The sequence below is a fragment of the Flagellimonas sp. genome, from assembly GCF_965222555.1.
In the GTDB taxonomy this organism is placed as follows: Bacteria; Bacteroidota; Bacteroidia; order Flavobacteriales; family Flavobacteriaceae; genus Flagellimonas.
This window is the reverse complement of the sequence record NZ_CBDCUG010000005.1, coordinates 1,984,675-2,005,000: the sequence shown is the minus strand read 5'-3', so window position 1 is coordinate 2,005,000 and position 20,326 is coordinate 1,984,675. Positions and strand designations below refer to the sequence as shown.

General features: G+C 41.3%; 14 protein-coding genes, 2 tRNA genes and 2 rRNA genes (1 of these 18 cut by a window edge). 10 read left to right on the top strand and 8 right to left on the bottom strand.

Translation table 11 applies throughout. The annotated features are described in order from the left end of the window. The 5 genes from ACOQO1_RS17380 to ACOQO1_RS17360 all read right to left on the bottom strand — a co-directional run. Window positions 1-84, bottom strand: a 23S ribosomal RNA gene (locus tag ACOQO1_RS17380) (it extends 2,742 nt beyond the left edge of the window). 203 nt (window positions 85-287) lie between these two features. Further along, a tRNA-Ala gene (locus ACOQO1_RS17375) sits at window positions 288-364 on the bottom strand. Between the two features lie 110 nt (window positions 365-474). Next, window positions 475-548: transfer RNA gene (locus ACOQO1_RS17370), tRNA-Ile, on the bottom strand. 108 nt (window positions 549-656) lie between these two features. Continuing rightward, window positions 657-2,180, bottom strand: a 16S ribosomal RNA gene (locus tag ACOQO1_RS17365). Together the 16S and 23S rRNA genes with 2 tRNA genes alongside form the textbook arrangement of a ribosomal RNA operon. Window positions 2,181-2,500: 320 nt before the next feature. Beyond that, window positions 2,501-4,513, bottom strand: coding sequence for a putative porin (locus ACOQO1_RS17360; protein ID WP_420604150.1), 2,013 nt, complete (start codon window positions 4,511-4,513; stop codon window positions 2,501-2,503). A gap of 157 nt (window positions 4,514-4,670) precedes the next feature. Between ACOQO1_RS17360 and ACOQO1_RS17355 the strand changes: the two genes are divergently transcribed. The 4 genes from ACOQO1_RS17355 (at window position 4,671) to ACOQO1_RS17340 (ending at window position 9,863) form a co-directional block, all read left to right on the top strand. After that, the gene (locus tag ACOQO1_RS17355) at window positions 4,671-5,267 is read left to right on the top strand and encodes a ribonuclease HII (protein WP_420604149.1); all 597 of its coding nucleotides are present in this window, start codon (window positions 4,671-4,673) and stop codon (window positions 5,265-5,267) included. Window positions 5,268-5,294: 27 nt separating this feature from the next. Beyond that, window positions 5,295-7,754 carry a ribonuclease HII gene (locus tag ACOQO1_RS17350; protein WP_420604148.1) on the top strand — a complete coding sequence of 820 codons (2,460 nt, stop codon included), beginning with the start codon at window positions 5,295-5,297 and terminating at the stop codon, window positions 7,752-7,754. Between the two features lie 112 nt (window positions 7,755-7,866). Continuing rightward, a complete protein-coding gene (locus tag ACOQO1_RS17345) occupies window positions 7,867-9,180 on the top strand; it encodes an OmpA family protein (protein WP_420604147.1) in 1,314 nt (437 codons plus the stop codon). Between the two features lie 2 nt (window positions 9,181-9,182). Continuing rightward, window positions 9,183-9,863: a hypothetical protein gene (locus ACOQO1_RS17340; protein WP_420604146.1), complete on the top strand. Its 681-nt coding sequence runs from the start codon at window positions 9,183-9,185 to the stop codon at window positions 9,861-9,863. Between the two features lie 31 nt (window positions 9,864-9,894). Here ACOQO1_RS17340 and lipB read toward each other — a convergent pair whose 3' ends face one another. The 3 genes from lipB to ACOQO1_RS17325 are packed head-to-tail and all read right to left on the bottom strand — an operon-like array spanning window position 9,895 to window position 11,544. Next, on the bottom strand, window positions 9,895-10,611 hold the full coding sequence (gene lipB, locus ACOQO1_RS17335; RefSeq protein ID WP_420604145.1) for a lipoyl(octanoyl) transferase LipB: 717 nt from the start codon (window positions 10,609-10,611) through the stop codon (window positions 9,895-9,897). A 32-nt stretch (window positions 10,612-10,643) separates the two neighbouring features. Continuing rightward, window positions 10,644-11,378 (bottom strand): hypothetical protein, encoded by a 735-nt coding sequence (locus tag ACOQO1_RS17330; protein WP_420604144.1) that lies wholly within the window; start codon window positions 11,376-11,378, stop codon window positions 10,644-10,646. A 10-nt stretch (window positions 11,379-11,388) separates the two neighbouring features. Further along, window positions 11,389-11,544 carry a YqaE/Pmp3 family membrane protein gene (locus ACOQO1_RS17325; protein ID WP_106143045.1) on the bottom strand — a complete coding sequence of 52 codons (156 nt, stop codon included), beginning with the start codon at window positions 11,542-11,544 and terminating at the stop codon, window positions 11,389-11,391. A 91-nt stretch (window positions 11,545-11,635) separates the two neighbouring features. On the opposite strand from ACOQO1_RS17325, the gene ACOQO1_RS17320 reads away from it, so the two are divergent. The 6 genes from ACOQO1_RS17320 to ACOQO1_RS17295 all read left to right on the top strand — a co-directional run bounded on the left by ACOQO1_RS17320 (window position 11,636) and on the right by ACOQO1_RS17295 (window position 20,324). After that, the gene (locus tag ACOQO1_RS17320) at window positions 11,636-12,685 is read left to right on the top strand and encodes a response regulator transcription factor (protein WP_420604143.1); all 1,050 of its coding nucleotides are present in this window, start codon (window positions 11,636-11,638) and stop codon (window positions 12,683-12,685) included. Window positions 12,686-12,783: 98 nt separating this feature from the next. Continuing rightward, window positions 12,784-13,338 carry a TlpA family protein disulfide reductase gene (locus tag ACOQO1_RS17315; protein ID WP_420604142.1) on the top strand — a complete coding sequence of 185 codons (555 nt, stop codon included), beginning with the start codon at window positions 12,784-12,786 and terminating at the stop codon, window positions 13,336-13,338. 49 nt (window positions 13,339-13,387) lie between these two features. Next, entirely contained in the window at window positions 13,388-15,076 is a 1,689-nt protein-coding gene (gene lysS / locus ACOQO1_RS17310) for a lysine--tRNA ligase (RefSeq protein WP_420604141.1), read from the top strand. 94 nt (window positions 15,077-15,170) lie between these two features. Then, window positions 15,171-17,903, top strand: a complete 2,733-nt coding sequence (locus tag ACOQO1_RS17305; protein WP_420604140.1) for a PSD1 and planctomycete cytochrome C domain-containing protein — start codon at window positions 15,171-15,173, stop codon at window positions 17,901-17,903. 1 nt (window position 17,904) lies between these two features. Next, on the top strand, window positions 17,905-19,413 hold the full coding sequence (locus ACOQO1_RS17300) for a DUF1501 domain-containing protein (protein ID WP_420604139.1): 1,509 nt from the start codon (window positions 17,905-17,907) through the stop codon (window positions 19,411-19,413). A 35-nt stretch (window positions 19,414-19,448) separates the two neighbouring features. Further along, window positions 19,449-20,324 (top strand): sugar phosphate isomerase/epimerase family protein, encoded by an 876-nt coding sequence (locus tag ACOQO1_RS17295; RefSeq protein ID WP_420604138.1) that lies wholly within the window; start codon window positions 19,449-19,451, stop codon window positions 20,322-20,324. Window positions 20,325-20,326: the final 2 nt, after the last annotated feature.

The window sequence follows — 20,326 nt, the reverse complement described above, 5'->3', positions numbered from 1 at the left end:
CCCGCGGCTTTTCGCAGCTTATCACGTCCTTCTTCGCCTCTGAGAGCCCAGGCATCCCCCATACGCCCTTCTTTTGCTTGTCACACCTGTACCTATGTACAAATGCCCTCGTAATCCTTTATTATATTCTATTCTACTTCGTGTTTCTTCTTTGACTTCGCAATGACGATAAAATCGTCACGCTCCGTCCCAATATGTCAATGAACTTGTGGCGAGTCGCCACTGACAAAAATCAATCGCGAACTCTACCGCAACACACTTGAAATTTACATCTCAAGGCATTGCCTTGGTGGAGAATACCGGAGTCGAACCGGTGACCTCCTGCGTGCAAGGCAGGCGCTCTAGCCAGCTGAGCTAATTCCCCGTCATCCCAGTGATCAGTTAACAGTTATCAGTTAACAGTACTATATAACGGTAACCCAACACCTAGAATTTCCTATTTTAATGAACGTACAGCCATAAGGCTGGTCCTCGTAGTCTCAGGCAGACTCGAACTGCCGACCTCTACATTATCAGTGTAGCGCTCTAACCAGCTGAGCTATGAGACTGTTTGGCCTAATTTGCCAGTATGTTTGCATATTATAAGACAGCATAAAAGAAAAAAACAAGCACCACCAAGATACGGGACCCTGTCGATAGGTCCGTCTCTTCTCTAGAAAGGAGGTGTTCCAGCCGCACCTTCCGGTACGGCTACCTTGTTACGACTTAGCCCTAGTTACCGATTTTGCCCTAGGCCGCTCCTTGCGGTGACGGACTTCAGGCACTCCCGGCTTCCATGGCTTGACGGGCGGTGTGTACAAGGCCCGGGAACGTATTCACCGGATCATGGCTGATATCCGATTACTAGCGATTCCAGCTTCACGGGGTCGAGTTGCAGACCCCGATCCGAACTGTGACCGGTTTTATAGATCCGCGCCCCCTTGCGGGGTGGCTTCCCTCTGTACCGGCCATTGTAGCACGTGTGTGGCCCAGGACGTAAGGGCCGTGATGATTTGACGTCGTCCCCACCTTCCTCACGGTTTGCACCGGCAGTCCCGTTAGAGTCCCCATCTTTACATGCTGGCAACTAACGGTAGGGGTTGCGCTCGTTATAGGACTTAACCTGACACCTCACGGCACGAGCTGACGACAACCATGCAGCACCTTGTAATATGTCCGAAGAAAAGTCTATCTCTAAACCTGTCATACTACATTTAAGCCCTGGTAAGGTTCCTCGCGTATCATCGAATTAAACCACATGCTCCACCGCTTGTGCGGGCCCCCGTCAATTCCTTTGAGTTTCATTCTTGCGAACGTACTCCCCAGGTGGGATACTTATCACTTTCGCTTGGCCGCCGAGACCGAGGTCCCGACAGCTAGTATCCATCGTTTACGGCGTGGACTACCGGGGTATCTAATCCCGTTCGCTACCCACGCTTTCGTCCATCAGCGTCAGTACGTTGTTAGTTACCTGCCTTCGCGATCGGTGTTCTATGTGATATCTATGCATTTCACCGCTACACCACATGTTCCGGCAACTCCACAACGACTCAAGACCTACAGTATCAAAGGCAGTCCCACGGTTGAGCCGTGGCCTTTCACCTCTGACTTATAGGCCCGCCTACGGACCCTTTAAACCCAATGATTCCGGATAACGCTCGGACCCTCCGTATTACCGCGGCTGCTGGCACGGAGTTAGCCGGTCCTTATTCTTACGGTACCGTCAGCTACTTACACGTAAGTAGGTTTCTTCCCGTATAAAAGCAGTTTACAACCCATAGGGCAGTCATCCTGCACGCGGCATGGCTGGATCAGGCCCTCGCCCATTGTCCAATATTCCTCACTGCTGCCTCCCGTAGGAGTCTGGTCCGTGTCTCAGTACCAGTGTGGGGGATCCCCCTCTCAGGGCCCCTAACCATCGTTGCCTTGGTGGGCCGTTACCCCACCAACAAGCTAATGGTACGCATGGCCATCCCTGTCCGATAAATCTTTAAACAAAATATCATGCGATATCTCGTTACCATGGGGCATTAATCCAAGTTTCCCTGGGCTATTCCCCTGACAGGGGCAGGTTCCATACGCGTTCCGCACCCGTGCGCCGGTCGTCAGCAGTTTGCAAGCAAACTCTGTTACCCCTCGACTTGCATGTGTTAGGCCTGCCGCTAGCGTTCATCCTGAGCCAGGATCAAACTCTTCATTGTAAAAAGTTGAATGTCATAAAACTTCACTACACAACAAAAGGTCCCCCGCATCAAAATGGTTCTTGTCTAAAATTCTCTTTTACGCTGTCTATACAATATGTCAAATGAACTTCTAAATCTTTCCAAAGGAGAAAAAAAACCGGGCAATACACCCCCTTGATCCTCCCCCAAAACACCCAGCCTCATCAGCTAAGCGGGTGCAAATATAAGCAGCTTATTTTTACTCCACAAATAGTTTTGACCTATTTTTTTTCAAAAAAACATCTTCTTTTTGTAAACCACTGTTTATCAACATTGAATTATACTTGTTTTTTGAAATTTTAAGAAAAGAAGTTCCAAACCAGTCCAAAACGAATAACAAAATCCCTGTATGGATAATTTGGAGCAGAATAAAAAGTAGGCTCGGAAAAAGATGAATTGAAGTGTTCCGCCTTTAAATAAATCCTTGTTTGCCGAACCTTTGCATTAATAAAAAAGTCCAACAAAGGATACCCCCCAAACTCCTCTCTATTCTGAATGTAAAATTCACCCAACAGAGGGTTATAGGCATTCATATTATAAGAGGTGAAATATTTAAAGGTAACCCCAGTTTGCAAGAACATAGCTTTCTTAAAAACATCTTTTGAAAAGTATAGTGTATTCCTTGTTACTAATTGAGGCACGTTCAACACCTGTCTATCCTGGGTGACATCTTGATACAAAACGGTATTGCTCAACGCCCACCTTCTCCATTTAAATTCTTTAGTATATTTTATCCTTAAATGGTTTATGGTCTCTGTTTGCTGAAAGGGTTTTACATATGCGGTTTCTTGAGCATTATCTATTTGCTCCTGTGTTGCCGCTGATTCAAAAAAGGTATAATTGTCCACTGCGCTATACGCTGCTTCCAGTAATCCAAACTTTTTTGAATCAAATGTAAAATTGATGCTCTGTATTTGCTGGTTTTCAAAAGTGTCTGTATTCTGCCAATTAAAATTTCGGTAGTCACTTTGATACAACAAAAAATTAAAATTTGGCATTCGAGAGGAAACATGAATGCCCCCAGATAACAAGTTATTATTATTTAGCTGATAATCCACAGAAGCGTTGAATTCATTTCCGGCCAACTCTTCTGTAATGTTATAATTGACATCTCCTTTGAGCACCAAACCTCCAAAATCTTTGAGATATGTTCCGCCTACAGCAATTTCTTCTCCCTTCAGTTGGTTTTGGATAGTTCCAGAGTCGGTTACCAAAATACTATTGAAGTAATAATTGTAATTATAAAGGCTTGCATTCCCGGTTAGCTGCCCTAAAGTCCTATTTGAAAATTCAGCCGAGACCTTATTGAACATTGTTTTTAATCTGGCTCTATCCTCTACGGGCACCACAAAAGGGTCTTCACCAAAAGCATTGTTCTGAGCAGATTGGACAAAATCATAAAACTTGGTCTCGTAATTAAACTCATGCCCCAGGGTAAGTGATGTTGGCTTTTTATCTGTTGAATCCCTTCCATAACCGAGCAGTTTAAACTGGTGATCAAGGTAATATCGTTTTCCTAGTATTCTATTGTTAGCATTATCGTATGAAATATCTAATCTGAACCTATCCGTAAAATCATCTGGATTAATCCCTGCAGCGCCTTCAAACTGGTCTCTGTTTGAAATCCCCCCATTTTCTTCTGACTCCAGGTCTTGGGCAGCGATATGCCCCCTTATATTATAATTACCTTTTTTGTTTCCATAACTGAACATGGTTCTAAAGTTACCTGACTGGGCTTGATCAAACCGATACTTACCCAATGACCTAAATCCTTTATAAGCGATAGAAACGTTAGCCCTTTCTGAAAGATTAAATGTCAACAGCGCATCCAATAATTGTCCCTGCTCCAAGGTAGTCTTGAACATCAGCTCTGTCATCGGGGTTGGCACGTTGTAATATTTGATATCCTCAACCTCAAAATAATTACTATGCCTTGCCTCGGCTCCCAATTTGGGATAAAATGAAGTATTGGAAAAGTCTACCCCCAAAGCATTGTACGGCCGACCGATATTGGAGAAAGGCATTACTTCAAAATCATCCTTTCTAAGGTAATTGTATTTGTATTCCTTTTGAATGGTGAGGGTCGTATCCAAAGACGTGGTGTCTCTGGTATATGAGATAATCTTGTAGTCCGTTATGGGCACAACCACTTCTTCCGGTTCTGGTATTGTTCTAGGCTGCGGCCTTCTTTTCTCAATTGAATCGATTTTCTTTACAGGTTTTTTCGGCTTCTTAGCCGGGGGCACGGAATCTTGCTGTGCAAACATGAATTGACCTGTAAAAAAGAGTAGGGCAAAAAATAAAAATCTCATTCCAAACTATTGGTCAGACAAAGGTATGTGTTTTGTTTCTAAAGAAATGTGAAAGTTTATCCAGCATTCAATTGTATCTATGTACTTTTTTACATTTGGTTGATTCTTCTTAGATTTCGCTATTCATATTATATATGAAGCCATATCAAAAGTAAAAATGCTCAAAAACCTTTATAAATATCAAAACGAGGCTGGCACAGATGAGGCGGGAAGGGGTTGTCTTGCTGGTCCGGTAACCGCTGGTGCCATAATTCTTCCTGAAGGGTTCACCAATGAAATCTTAAACGATTCCAAGCAATTATCTGAAACAAAAAGAGAGCATTTACGTCCCATTCTGGAAAAAGAGGCCATTTCCTTTTCGGTCTGCCATGTTTTTCAGGACGAGATAGATTCTATTAACATTTTAAATGCCTCTATTTTGGCCATGCACCGTGCCTTGGATGGCCTGTCTGACACTCCGAGTTTTATTTTGGTCGATGGCAACCGTTTTAAACCTTATCCTTCCATTTCGCATGAATGTATTATAAAGGGAGATGGAAAATTTATGAGTATAGCCGCAGCTTCTATATTGGCAAAAACCTACAGGGACGAATATATGGCCAAAATTCATGAAGAACACCCCATGTACAATTGGAAAAAAAACAAAGGATATCCCACCAAAGAGCACAGGGAAGCCATCAGGAAATATGGCTTGACCAAATATCACAGGAAAAGTTTTAGACAACTTCCAGAACAATTGACACTGGATATTTAAAACCCTAAATTTGTTGAAACTCCGAAAATGAAACCAAAGGCATACCTCTCCTTACTTATCCTTATTTTCCTTTCGTGCAAAACAGAAATAAAAACTACAAATTCGCTATTGCAGCATCTTCCACCAAATGCGGGACTGATTATAAAAATCAACAATCTATCCAACTTTAAAAGCGAACTTAAGAACAGTACTTTTATTGCAAAGACAACTGGTTTCCCTATTCACAAGGATTTGACGGAAAAACTTAAAGGTTTAAAGCACATTAAAACGGATGCCACCAGTCTTCTGGCTTTTTATGAAATAGGCAAGGACAATCATGAATTTGTTTTTATCTCCGATAACAGTGTCGATTTTTTCAATTTGGATGAAGTAACAGACAGAACTGTTGAAACATTGACCTATGAAGGCAACAATATTTCAAAATACAGTTTTGGAGATTACGAAGTATACAGCTTAATAAAAGACAAAAACATTATCCTGGGTTCTTCATTAATGCTTATGGAAAATATGGTGCGAGCCAAACAATCCTATCCTATTAATGAAAAATTAAACCGATTGTATGATACCTCCGGTCCCGCTAAATCGGCTACGCTCTTCTTTAATTTGGACGAATCACCTTCATTGATATCATCACAGTTAAAAAAAGATGGCAACAACACAAAGACATTTTCCGATTGGGTTTCAGTGGATTTTTCGGCTAATTCGGACCACATTAGTTTAAATGGGGTGGCTATTGCTTCCGATTCAACCAAAAATTTCACCAACTTATTTAAGGGAACATCCCCCCTAACCAATAAAACCCCTCTTTTTGCGCCCTTGAATGCCCAAGCAATCGTTTCCTATACTTTTGATGACTATCAAGAGTTTGCTAAAAATCAAAATACATACTTAGACAGGGTAAAGCCTGTAGATTCCCTTTTCAATACCATTGAAGAGGTTGGACTTATTTACCTTAATGGCGAAAAGGTGGTTCTTCTTAGCTCCTTTGGTACCGAAAGTATATCAGAATACTTGGATATGGACAAAACAGCTTCCTCAACATATCAAGGAAGTGAAATAATCACCTTAAAAAATCAAAAATTACTTGAGGAAAGCTTTAATCCGTTAGTGACCGATTATCAATCCACGTTTTGTACAATTCTAGAGAATACTTTTGTTTTTTCAGAAAATAGGGAAACACTCCAAACCATAATAAGTAACCACAAAAATCTGTCATCCTTTAAAAATGCCCCAGTATTTAAGACGGCAACCGAATCGTTGGCCAGTGAATCCAGCATACTTTTCATATCCAATGCTTCTGGAGCCGATTTTTTTTCAGAACGTGAGTTTGTCCCTTCACTTTTCAACGCTTTTAAACAGGCTGATTTTTCTGATCATACCTTTGCAGCACAATTGGTGGCGGACAATGATTTTGCCCATACCAACTTTCTCATTTCCAAAATACAAAAAGTGGCCAAGACCAATACAGTGACCCCATTATTCACTTTGGAATTGGACACTGACCTTGCCATGGGTCCCCAGTTTGTAAAAAATCATAGAACCAACAAGCAAGAAATTGTAGTACAGGATCAAAACAATTTTCTGTATCTAATTTCCACTGAAGGCAAAGTGCTCTGGAAGAAGCAGCTTAACGGCCGGGTAAGAGGTCCCATTAAGCAAGTGGATATTTATAAAAATGGACGATTACAATTGGCCTTTTGCACCAACAACCAATTTTTGATTCTGGACAGAAACGGAGAGGAAGTACCACCTTTTAATAAAACTTTTGAAGGAGGCAATCTAAATCCGCTGGCAGTATTTGATTACGAGGGAAACAAGGACTATCGCTTTGTTGTTACCCAAGGGGAGAAAGTATTTATGTACAACAACAAAGCCAACATTGTTAGCGGATTTACCTATACCAGGGCCCAGAGTCCCATTATAGCAACCCCAAAACATTTTAGGGTTTCCAATAAAGATTATTTGGTATTTCAGTTAGAGGACAAAAACTTGAAGATCCTTCATAGATCTGGTGGTGAGCGGTTAAAAATTTCTCAAAAAATCGACTTCTCCGACAACGAAGTATTTCTTTATAAAAACAAGTTTTCAGTTACCAATAAGAAAGGTGTATTGCATCAAATTGATACCAAAGGAAAGCTTACAAGCACCAATTTCAACCTTAATAATGATCACGGTATGTATACTACTAGCAAGACCCTGGTCTTCATGGATGATAATATCCTGAACATTAAAGGAAAAAAGGTTGAATTGGATTTAGGAGTGTATACCAAACCCAAGATTTTTTATATCTACGATAAAATTTATGTGAGTGTAACCGATATCCAGAACCAAAAAATATATCTCTACGACAGTCAAGCAAAACCCATTCCCAATTTCCCGGTATTTGGAAATTCGTTGATTGATTTGGTGGATATGGACAACGATAAAAAGTTGGAATTGGTAGCCAAAGACCAAGAAAACTCAATAATTGTGTACAAGATGAATTAATGGCCCCTTATTGCAACCTATACAATAGTTTGGCCCAAACACACATTCTTTCTTTTAATTATCCTGTAAATTTTTAATTTACAGTTGATTACACTATCTAAACACTTTGAAAATGAAAACCTCTTTCAGGAGCAAGATGCTATTTTGCTCAATTCTAGCATTTGCCTTAGGCATAAGCAGCAATGCCCAATTCTTTAAAAAACTGGCAAAAAAAGCTGAAAAAGCTGCAGAGCGCACTGTTGAACGCAGAGTAGAACACGAAACTTCCAAGAAAACCGATCAGGCCCTTGACAGCATTCTTGAACCTGGTTCAAAGGGTAAACAAAACCCAAAAGCTCCAGGCAATACTGGAGGCCAGAATACTTCTGGTGGAACAACAAACTCGGAAACATCTAGTGCAACAGGGCCAAAGACCATTCAGGTATACAGTAAGTTTGATTATGTTCCTGGTGACAAACAGCTATTCTACGATGATTTTGGCAATGATTTCATAGGAGATTTTCCCTCCAAATGGAATACCAATGCGGGTGGTGAACTGGTCACATTAGGTGATTCACCTCAAAAATGGTTAGAACTAAAATCTGGCTTTAATATTTATTACATACCGGATGTCCCCCGACTTCCAGAAGAATATACCATTGAATTCGACTTAGCCGCTGTAGGTCTGGATAACCAAACCTCCTCCCAGGCAAAAGTGGCCATTACCTTGAGCAATGATGATAAATTTAACCCTGGTAGTAACAACGCCTATGCTGAAATCCCCTTTTGCCAATACGCGGCCATTGGGGTTACGGTTCAGAATAACATCAATGGAAAAAGAGAGATTAGAAGCACCGTCAAGGCCGACTTGAGAAATGTGGTTTTGGAAAACCCCCATATCTCCATTGCGGTTAACAAGCAACGCTTTAGATTATGGGTGAACGAAGTAAAATATATTGATGTGCCCAGATTGGTTGCATCCGGTGCGGTAATTCACACTGTAAAATTCCTTGCCAACGGCTTCAAGGATGGTAAGGAAAAAGTGTTCATAAGCAATCTTAAAGTTGCGGAAGGTGGTGTTGACTTGCGTCGAAAACTCATTTCCGAAGGGAAAATATCGACCAATGCCATTCTATTTGATTCTGGCTCGGCCAATTTGCAGCCACAATCCATGGGAGTTATTCGCCAAATCTCACAAGTGATGATGCAAGAATCTTCCATTAACCTTAAAATTGTAGGACATACCGATGCAGATGGAAGTGATGTCGCCAATATGCAACTTTCTAAAGATCGGGCCGCTGCCGTAAAAAACGCACTTGTAGATATTTATAATATTGATTCCAATAGGCTAACGGTTGATGGCAAGGGCGAAAGCGAACCCGTTTCCGACAACAATAGTCCAGAGGGCAAGTCGCAAAATAGAAGAGTTGAATTTATAAAACAATAAAGATGAAAAACCTTATATCGAGTTTTGTGCTCTCCTGTTTTTTAAGTGGTACAGCCGTTTCAGCTCAAACCGATTGCAGTAAATATTACCCCGTTTCCGATGGTGCCAAGTTTGAGCATACACTTTACGGCAACAGAATGAACGAAGAAGGAAAAGTGGTATACTCTGTAACGGATGACGGCGGCGACAGCGTGCTATACACCATGGAAATGTTTGATAAAAACGGTACTCAAGTCGGTGATTCTTCCTATGGCATGAAGTGTGAAGAAAATGGTGTTTCCATTGACTTTAAATCCTTGATGGGCAGCAGCAGGGCTAGCCATTTTGATAATATGGAAGTGGATATCACTGGAAACAATATCTATATCCCAAACGATTTGTCCGTTGGTCAAACTTTACCCGATGCCGAGATGGAAATCGCCATAACCGGAGCGCCAATCGCCATGAAATCTTTTATGAGAATGTACAACCGTACCGTTGAGGGCAAAGAAAGCGTCACCACCCCGGCAGGTACTTTTGAATGTTTTGTCATTAGCTACGATACCGATATGAGAATGGGCATAAAGTCCACAGGAAAAACCAAACAATGGTTAGCTGAGAATATAGGTATGGTAAAAACCGAAGATTATAACAAAAAAGGAAAATTACGGAGCATGAGTTTGCTCACGGCATATGAACGATAGTAAAACCAATCAAAAAACAGAGGACCGAAGCTTAGGCTTCGGTTTTTTCTTTTACAAGCTCCGCTTCAAAAAGGGCTGTAAAATGATATTGTAGCTTTTGTTTCACCTCTTCCATATCTACCACAGTCTTGCCCAATTCCACATTTAAAGAAGTTACAGCCTTATCCTTAATTCCACAGGGAATCATCATATCAAAATAACCCAAATCGGCATTTACGTTGAGGGCAAAACCGTGCATGGTGACCCAACGACTGGCGCGGACTCCCATAGCACAAATTTTTCGAGCAAACGGAGTTCCAACATCCAACCAAACCCCTGTTTCTCCTTCGGAGCGAACACCTTTCAATCCGTACTCGGCAAGGGTAAGGATGACCATCTCTTCCAACAAACGAAGATATTTATGGATATCAGTAAAAAAATTGTCCAAATCCAGAATTGGATAGCCTACAATTTGTCCAGGACCATGATAGGTAATGTCTCCTCCCCTATTGATCTTGTAAAAAGTGGCTCCTTTTTCCTCTAGCTTTTTTTCATCCACCAAAAGATTATTGATATCTCCACTCTTACCCAAGGTATACACATGTGGATGCTCTACAAAAAGAAAATGGTTTGGAGTTTCAAGGTTCGCCTCTTCCCTTCTATTCTTGATTTTTAAATCAACAATTTCTTTAAAAAGAGCTTCCTGATAATCCCAAGTTTCCTTGTAATCTTTACGACCCAAATCTTGCAGATGGACTTTCTTGTTCATCCGGCAAAGATACGAAGACCTTTAGAGCGAAACTAGTCTTCCAATTCCACCTCAAGATCTAAAAGTGAGGGGTCTTTCATCAGATCCAAAAACTTAACCTCGTAGATAAGAGTCTTGCCATCTGCACTAAAAGTGGCTTCCTCCGCTGAAGTGGATTTTACTTTTTTAGGGAAATGATACTTAAGGGTATAGGTAGATCCAGAAAGGAACATTTCAGCACCCTGTAAACTATCAATCTGTTGTTGAAACAGCTCCTGATCCAGAATCTTGGCTTTTCTTGTAAAACTATTGTTGGTATAGGAATAACTTACTTCAGATGCAGAACTTTCCATTGGCGCTGGCCCAGCTCCTTGTTGTTGGGAGCCCAGTACATTTGCCCCTTGAAACGCATTAAATGCATCATTGACCTCGCTTACATTCTTAAATTCGCTGAACAAATCAAACTTCATCACCTTTTCATCTGGGTCCATAATCATATGCATTTGAAAAGGTTCCAACTTTTTTAATTTAGCCTGTTCTTCAGGTGATAAAGTCGCTATGCTGTCCTTTTTTTCTTCCAACAGATCTTTAAAGGAAATTAGGGAGTCGACAGCCTTTTCGTTGCTCTTTTTCATTTCTTCCCCAGCCATTTCCATGAGTTCGGAGCCATCAAAATTGATGGATAATTTACCGGAACCGTCTTCTTGCAAAGTGATTTCCTCGGTAAAATTGCACGAGGAGGTTAAGGCAATAAGTACTGCCCCTATTAAGATTTGGACTTTTTTCATGTTGGTGGTTTTAATTTGTATTGTTTAAAATGACAAGGGCACCAATTACTCCGGGCACCCATCCGCAAAGTGTTAAAAGTAATACAATAACAAAAGAACCACAACCTTTTCCGATAACTGACAGGGGTGGAAAAAGAATGGCCAATAAAACTCTCCAGAAACTCATTGATTTGATTTTGATTGATGTAACCTATTAGTCTTTCATTTCCCACATTTGTTACACAAAACCGTTATTTTTATCCCAGATAGCGCGCATTATGAAGATTGTTCCCTTTCTTGTCATCCTGCTCAGTAGTACGTCCATTTTTGGACAGTACAACTTTTCTGGCCATGTCTCCCTAGAGAATCAAGGGAATGCCATCTACCTTTCGTTGGTTGAGGATTACCGGAAAACCTCCCGCATCTATCTAGAACAGATCATTAGCAAAACTGTGGTAGACTCTTTGGGCTTTTTTCAATTTAAAGGCGACAATCTTTTAAAGGACAACCGACTGTACCGAATTCATTTGGATGGCTGTTCGGACAATGCAGATGCCAGTCATTTTTTGGGAACCTGCAACAGTAGCAAAAGTGTTCTCTTTATTGCGAACAATAGGGACACTTTGGAATTCCCCACTTCGTTTGAGGACCAGGCGCTATGCACCATTACTTCAACCAACCCAAAATCTTCCCTTCCTCTGGAAGTTGAAGCCTTAAAAGAAGAAATGATCTTTGATTTTTCGGATTACCGAAGCGAAGCCAATAGAAAATTGAACTCAGAAAAATGGTTCAGTACCCTTCAAAAATACGGCGAGAATTCCGGCGAACCCTTGGTGGAACTATTCATTTTTGATTTTCTCTCAGACAAGAGAAATGAAACCTACGCTCATTATCTTAAAGATATCTCAGCAAACCAGTACTACGGGCAATTGTTGGACAGGTTGAAAACCACCTACCCAAACACTGGTTTTACTCAACAATTTGAAGCGGAAATTACTACAGACCGGCAGTTGGCCAATTTTAAAAATCCTACAGATTGGAGTTGGAAATGGGCCATCTTGATTCTTCTTGCATTATCGCTAGGATTAAATCTTTATTTTCTCATTACCAGGAAATCCCTTGCACGGGCAAAAACTAATGATCTTCTTCAAAAACTGACCCCCCAAGAACAAAAAATAGTGCAGCAAATTTTGATGGACAAGAGCAATAAGGAAATCGCTTCCGAACTTTTTGTGAGTCACAGCACCATTAAAACCCACATCAATAATCTGTATAAAAAATTGGAGGTTTCCTCTCGTCAGGAAATTGCCGCCATCTTTAAAAAATAATTTCCACCTGGGGTCTAGTCCCCATTTCCAACCTCCAAAAAGCTGTCTGAGTCCAGATTTTAATGATTTTTCGGTTCCAAATTTTAAACAAGAAAATCATGAAATCATTTGTAGTTACATTTCTATTTATTAGCTCTTCCCTATTTGCCCAGGATTTCAACAAAGAGGTTGAACTTGAAAATGGTAAAAAGTTTCTGGTGGGAAAAATCAATTTAGAAGGCCTTCAGTCTGAACCATACGCCAACTGGTTCAATACCAATTATAAAAACTATGTAGTGGACAAATCCATGGTAAAAATGTTCAAAAAGAAACTGAAAAAACATCAAATCAAACTTTTTCTGGGCACTTGGTGCGGAGATAGTAAGCGGGAGGTTCCAAGAATGCTCAAAATTTTGCAAGAGGCCAAATTTCCTATGAACCAGCTGGAAGTTGTGGCCTTGGACTACCGAAAAGGACAATATAAAAAGAGTCCTACCGGTGAGGAAAAGGGTCTGAATATTATCAAAGTGCCCACTATGATCTTCTTTAAAAAAGAAAAAGAGGTCAACAGAATTGTGGAAAGTCCCTTGGAATCTTTGGAGGAGGATATGGCCCAAATCATCTCCAACAAACCCTACACACCCAATTATGCCACATTAAGCAAGGCCAAGTGAGGAATTAAAGCGCAAAAGTGTAATTTTGCGCTTTAATTTTTTATCGACTATGCAACTATCGGAACAGGAAATCGTTCGAAGAGAGAAATTATCAAAGCTTAGGGAACTGGGAATCAACCCTTATCCCGCCGCTCTTTATCCAGTGGATGCTACTTCAAAAAGCATCAAAAACGATTTTGAAGAAGGAAAACAGGTTGTGATTTCCGGTAGATTGATGTCAAGAAGAATCCAGGGGAAAGCTTCTTTTGCCGAATTGCAGGATAGTGAAGGGCGAATCCAGGTGTATTTTAACCGTGATGAAATCTGTTCAGGTGACGACAAGACCCATTACAACGACGTTTATAAAAAGTTGTTGGACATTGGTGATATCATAGGTGTGGAAGGCGAATTGTTTACCACCCAAGTGGGCGAAAAAACCGTGATGGTCAAAAACTTTTCACTGTTGAGTAAGGCATTGCGTCCGCTTCCGCTACCAAAGGTAGATGCTGATGGCAAGGTGTATGACGAATTCAACGACCCTGAACTTCGGTATCGTCAACGTTATGTGGATTTGGTGGTAAACCCTTCAGTGAAGGATACATTTATCAAGCGGACCAAAATCACAAATAGCATTCGTGAATTTTATAATAAAAGAGGGTATCTAGAGGTAGAGACTCCTATTCTTCAACCCATTCCAGGAGGAGCGGCTGCGCGTCCTTTTTTAACCCATCACAATGCCCTGAATATTCCATTATACTTGCGAATTGCCAACGAATTGTACCTAAAAAGGTTGATTGTAGGTGGCTTTGATGGGGTTTACGAGTTTTCCAAGGATTTTAGAAACGAAGGAATGGACCGGACCCATAATCCAGAGTTCACCGTAATGGAGCTCTATGTGGCCTACAAGGATTACAACTGGATGATGGAAACTACAGAGCAACTACTGGAAAAAATTGCTTTGGACGCTACCGGAGCCACAAAAGTGACGGTTGGTGATAACGAAATTGAGTTTAAAGCACCTTATGCTCGAGTGCCCATTTTGGAGGCCATAAAAATCCATACAGGTTTTGATGTGGCCGGTATGAATGAGGTTGAACTGCGGGAGGTGGCCCAAAAACTTGGTATTGAAGTGGACGACACTATGGGGGTTGGTAAACTTATTGATGAAATCTTTGGTGAAAAATGTGAGCATTATTACGTACAACCTACATTCATAACGGATTATCCAAAAGAAATGAGTCCGCTTACCAAAGAACATAGGGACAACCCGGCACTTACTGAACGTTTTGAGTTGATGGTAAACGGCAAAGAATTGGCAAATGCTTATTCAGAGTTGAACGACCCCATTGATCAACGTGAGCGTTTTGAAGAGCAGCTCAAACTTTCAGAAAAAGGAGATGATGAAGCCATGTTCATTGATCAAGATTTTTTACGCGCTTTGGAATATGGAATGCCCCCAACTTCAGGAATTGGTATCGGAATTGATCGTTTGGTCATGCTAATGACCAATAATTCTTCCATACAAGAAGTGCTTTTCTTCCCCCAAATGAGACCGGAGAAAAAGCAAGTGGAGCTGACCGAAGAGGAAAAAGTCATTATGGATCTCTTAAAACCAGTTGGTGAAATATCACTTGCCGAATTGAAGAGCAAGGCAGGGCTTAGTGGTAAAAAATGGGATAAATCCATGAAATCCTTGAATAAACACGGTCTCTTAAAAGTAGTTGTGGATGGTGACAACAAGAATGTTCAGCTAGTTTAACGATTACGTTCGTCCTTCACCAAAGGTGGTTCGTCTTTTTTGCAAAACATATAGCGTAAATTTTACATATATTTAATCCTCTAAGTATCAGGGGATGAGATCATATGTGCAATCTGGATTTTTCTTATGTGCCTTATCGGCAATGCTCCTTTTTAACCTAGCCTGCCAGCAAGCAGACCCTATTGATTTCAGCTCTCAGGTTAAACCCATCCTTAATAAACATTGTATCACTTGCCACGGAGGGGTCAAAAAAAATGGAGGATTTAGTCTTCTGTTTCAGGAAGAAGCTTTTGCGGATACAGAATCAGGGAAACCGGCCATAATTCCAGGAAATGCCTCTGGAAGTGAATTTATAAAGCGTTTGCATGAAGAAGACCCTGAGCTTCGTATGCCCTATGAAAAACCCAAGTTATCGGATGAAGAAATCAATCTTCTAACCGAATGGATAGATCAAGGTGCACAATGGGGAGAACATTGGGCCTACTCGCTACCTGAAAAAGTTGAAGTCCCCAAACTTACGGAAGAAGCGGGCTTTTCAAACTATAATACCTCTTTTGTCAAAAATGGCATCGATCATTTTATACTGAATCGATTGCAAAAAGAAAATGTTGAACCAAATCCAGCTGCTGACAACCATATATTGGCAAGAAGGGTGTCGTTGGACATTACAGGGTTGCCGCCAGGTGCTGTGTTGTTTCAGAATTTCAAACAAGGAAATATGTCATACGACGCTATGATAGACAGTCTGTTGTCTCAACCTTCTTTTGGCGAAAAATGGGCCAGCTGGTGGTTGGACATGGCGCGCTATGCCGATACAAAAGGCTATGAGAAAGATCAAGGACGGTCGATGTGGCAATATCGTGATTGGGTCATCAAAGCTTTAAATGCCGATATGCCCTATGATCAGTTCACCATAGAGCAATTGGCTGGAGATCTTTTACCAAATCCATCCATAGACCAGCTTATTGCCACTGCCTTTCACCGGAATACCATGAACAATGATGAAGGGGGCACGGAAGATGAGGAATTTAGGGTTGCCGCTGTAATAGATCGGGTCAATACCACTTTTGATGTTTGGCAAAGTACTGCCATAGGTTGCGTACAATGCCATGGACATCCATATGACCCTTTCAAACAAAAGGATTATTACAATGTGATGGCCTTTTTCAACAATACTAGGGATGAAGATACTCCCGATGAAGCTCCGGCATTACGGTTTTATTCTCCAAAGCAACAAGAATCCGTCGACAAAGTCAACAATTGGGTTTCAACCTATGGTGACCCAAAAACAGTTAAAGCATATACTGATTTTCTACGGTTTAAGGAACCAGTATACAAATCGCACGATCTTAAAGATTTTCAAAATGGTTCGTATGATGATCATGCTTCTGCCGTACTTTGGAACAATGGTTCCTGCCGATTGGAAAATGTTTGGACCCATGGAGCCGAATATATGTACCTCAATCTGTACTCTTACTATAATGGAACCTCGTTTACGGTTCGGAAAGATGATGCCAGCGGTGAAATCCTTACCCAGTTCGTACTAAATAAGACCGAAGAGCCTGAAACCAAACGGATTCCTATAAAAAAGATAGATGGTTTAACAAACATCCATATTGAGATTACCAATGCCAGCGCTCCAAAAACCATCAATGCCATGCACATCTATTGGCTTGCTTTTCTACCCGATATCCCGGGTAGTGATAAACCCGGTTTTTCCAAAATCCAAAGGGAATTTGACAAAGCTATCAACTTTAAAGCCCCTATTCTCCCTGTAATGGCCGAAAATCCGAACTATATGGGACGTACAACGCAGGTTTTTGAACGTGGTAATTGGTTGATTAAAACCGATACTGTACAACCCGGGACTCCTCCTGTGCTCAATACTTGGGAAGAATCATGGTCTAAAGACCGTCTGGGATTTTCCAAATGGTTGGTGGACAAAAAAAATCCTTTGACCGCAAGGACTTTGGTAAACAGGGTTTGGCATCAAATCTTTGGCAGAGGTCTTGTTTCTACGGTTGAGGACATTGGTTCCCAATCTGATTTTCCTTCACATCCAGAGCTTTTGGATTGGCTGGCCCTGCGATTTATGAATGAGCACCAATGGAGTATAAAATCCCTTGTAAAGGAAATTGTGTTGTCAGGCACTTATCGTCAAGAATCAGTATTGACCCCGGATTCATATCAAAGAGATCCTGAAAATGAACTTTACGCGAGAGGTCCTCGCCAGCGTTTAAGTGCGGAACAGATTCGAGATCAAGCATTGGCCATTTCAGGTTTGCTCAGCTATAAAATGTATGGTCCTGGGGTAATGCCTCCGCAGCCAGAAGGAGTATGGCAAACCGTTTATAGCGGTGAGCAATGGCTGGAAAGCAAAGGAGAAGACCGTTACCGTAGGGCTGTCTACACCTATCTAAAAAGGACAAGTCCATATCCCTCGTTTCTAACTTTTGATGCAGGCAGTAGGGAAGTCTGCACAATTCGAAGAACAGTTACCAACACGCCTCTTCAAGCATTGGTCACCTTGAACGACCCTGTTTATCTGGAAGCTTCCTACCATTTGGCAAAAACCATGTTAGTATCCGACAGTATTGAGGAGCAATTGACCCATGGTTATGAAAAAGCAACATTATCGGACATATCCCCTGAAAAATTGAATGTACTTAAGGAGCTGTACGCAACTTCCTTGAAGGAATTCAAAAATGACAATGATAGTTTGGACCAATTTTTACATTTTGATGAAAGCCCGACGGCTGAACTTGCTGCATTGACTGTCGTAGCCAATGCGATAATGAATCTTGATGAATTTTTAACCAAAGCCTAAAATGGATCAGATAGAGCGACTTATTCGAGAAAAACTGATGAGGGATGCACAGACCAAGACCCGTAGGCATTTCATCAAAGATTGTGCAACCGGTCTGGGTGGACTGGCGCTAGGTTCTATTTTTTTAGGTTGCGACCCATTGGAGCCAAAGACAAAAAAACAAAAGGTCACTTTTTCTGAACGGGATTTAAATCCCTTGGCGACATTGCCTCCACCGTATACTCCAAAAGTGAAGTCAGTGATATACCTTCATATGGCAGGTTCACCATCACAACTGGAGATGTTCGACTATAAACCTGTTCTCCATAAGTTGAACAATCAAGATTGCCCAGAATCACTCTTGCAAGGAAAAAAGTTCGCATTTATAAAAGGGACCCCTAAATTATTGGGACCACAGGCAAAGTTTTCACAAGAAGGTGAATCTGGTAATTGGGTTTCCAACTATTTACCCCATTTTAAAAAAGTAATTGATGAGGTAGCTTTTCTGAAAGCTGTCCATACCGATCAATTCAATCACGGACCCGCACAATTGTTTATGCATACTGGAAGTCCAAGGTTGGGAAGACCCAGCGTTGGTGCCTGGGCAACCTATGGTTTAGGCTCGGAAAATCAAAATTTGCCAGGGTTTGTTGTCTTGACATCAGGTGGAAAAACCCCAGATGCTGGTAAAAGTGTGTGGGGAAGTGGTTTCCTCCCTTCGGTATACCAAGGTGTACAATGCAGGTCGGAAGGAGACCCGGTTTTATATATTGAAGATCCAAAAGGTATTTCAAGAAATCTTAAAAAAAGTACTATTGATGCCATCAACAAAATCAACAAGGAAGAATACGCCAAGTATGCGGATCCTGAAATTTTGGCGCGCATCAATCAATATGAAATGGCCTACCGTATGCAAATTGCCGTACCTGAAGTCATGAACATTGAGAATGAACCAGAGAACATTAAGGAAATGTATGGAGTGGAGCCCGGTAAGGAGTCCTTTGCCAACAATTGTCTTTTGGCTCGAAAATTAGTGGAAGACGGTGTTCGGTTTGTACAACTTTTTGATTGGGGTTGGGATAGCCACGGAACGGATCATAGTACGGCAGTTGACCTGGGATTGCGAAACAAATGCCGTGAAATTGACCGCCCAATTACCGCTTTGCTATTGGATTTAAAACAACGCGGATTGCTCGATGAAACATTGGTTGTTTGGGGAGGTGAATTTGGTCGTACCCCAATGCAAGAAAACAGGGGCAATAAAGAAATGGGCTTTAAAGGTAGAGATCATCATGGAGATGCATTCACCATGTGGATGGCCGGAGGTGGAGTTAAAAAAGGAGCCTGTCACGGAAAAACCGATGACATAGGGTTTTTGGGTATTGAAGGAAGGGTCTCTGTTCATGACGTTCATGCTACTATTTTACATTTACTGGGCTTTAACCATGAGGATTTTACCTTCGAATTTCAGGGAAGAAACTTTAGGTTAACCGATGTTGAAGGAGAAATCATCAAAGAAATACTGGCATAAAACCAACCATAACCAACACTGAACTTTACATATTGATGAAAAACATTCTTACTGTCCTCTTCGTACTTCTTTTGGGCCGTCTACATGCCCAAGAGCAAAAACTGCTTTTTTTTCAAACCAATTGGGGGAACACGCTCTCCTGGGATGCCTTTTGTGAAAGAGCAAAAACTTCTGGATTTGATGGCATCGATGTATGGTTGCCTTCTGATAATGAAAGTCAAGAAGCGCTTAAAACTGCCTTAAAAAAGCACGGATTGCTGCTCAATTTAATGCATGGAACTCATAAAGGAGTTCCGTTTGACCAAAGTTTAACCCAATTTGAAGAAAAACTCAAGGTTCTTGTCAAATGGAACCCTGTGTTAATCAATTGCCATACGGGAAGTGATTTTTTCACACAAGAACAGAATCAAGCTTTTATCGATGTCGCAAACAAAATTTCCAAAGAAAGTGGAATTCCCGTTTATCATGAAACCCACCGTGGACGCTTTAGTTATAACCTTCCGGACACCAAAAAGTATGTTAGTACAATCCCAGATTTAAGATTGACCTTGGACATTAGCCATTGGATGGTAGTTCATGAATCCTTGCTTGAGGGACAGGACGGAGACTTAGAACAAATTATTGATCGTACCTATCACATCCATGCAAGGGTTGGGCATGCCGAGGGTCCCCAGGTGAACGACCCAGAAGCACCTGAGTGGAAAAAAGCTTTGGACAGGCATTTGGATATTTGGGAGCAAATCATTCGTAAACGTTGGGCCGAAGGGCAACAGAATGTCACGGTGACTTCAGAATTTGGACCTCCTACCTATTTACCGGCACTTCCGTATACCCAAATTCCCGTTGCAGACCAATGGAAAGCCAATGTATTCATCATGAATGCCTTGAAAAAAAGAATGAAAATTGAATAACC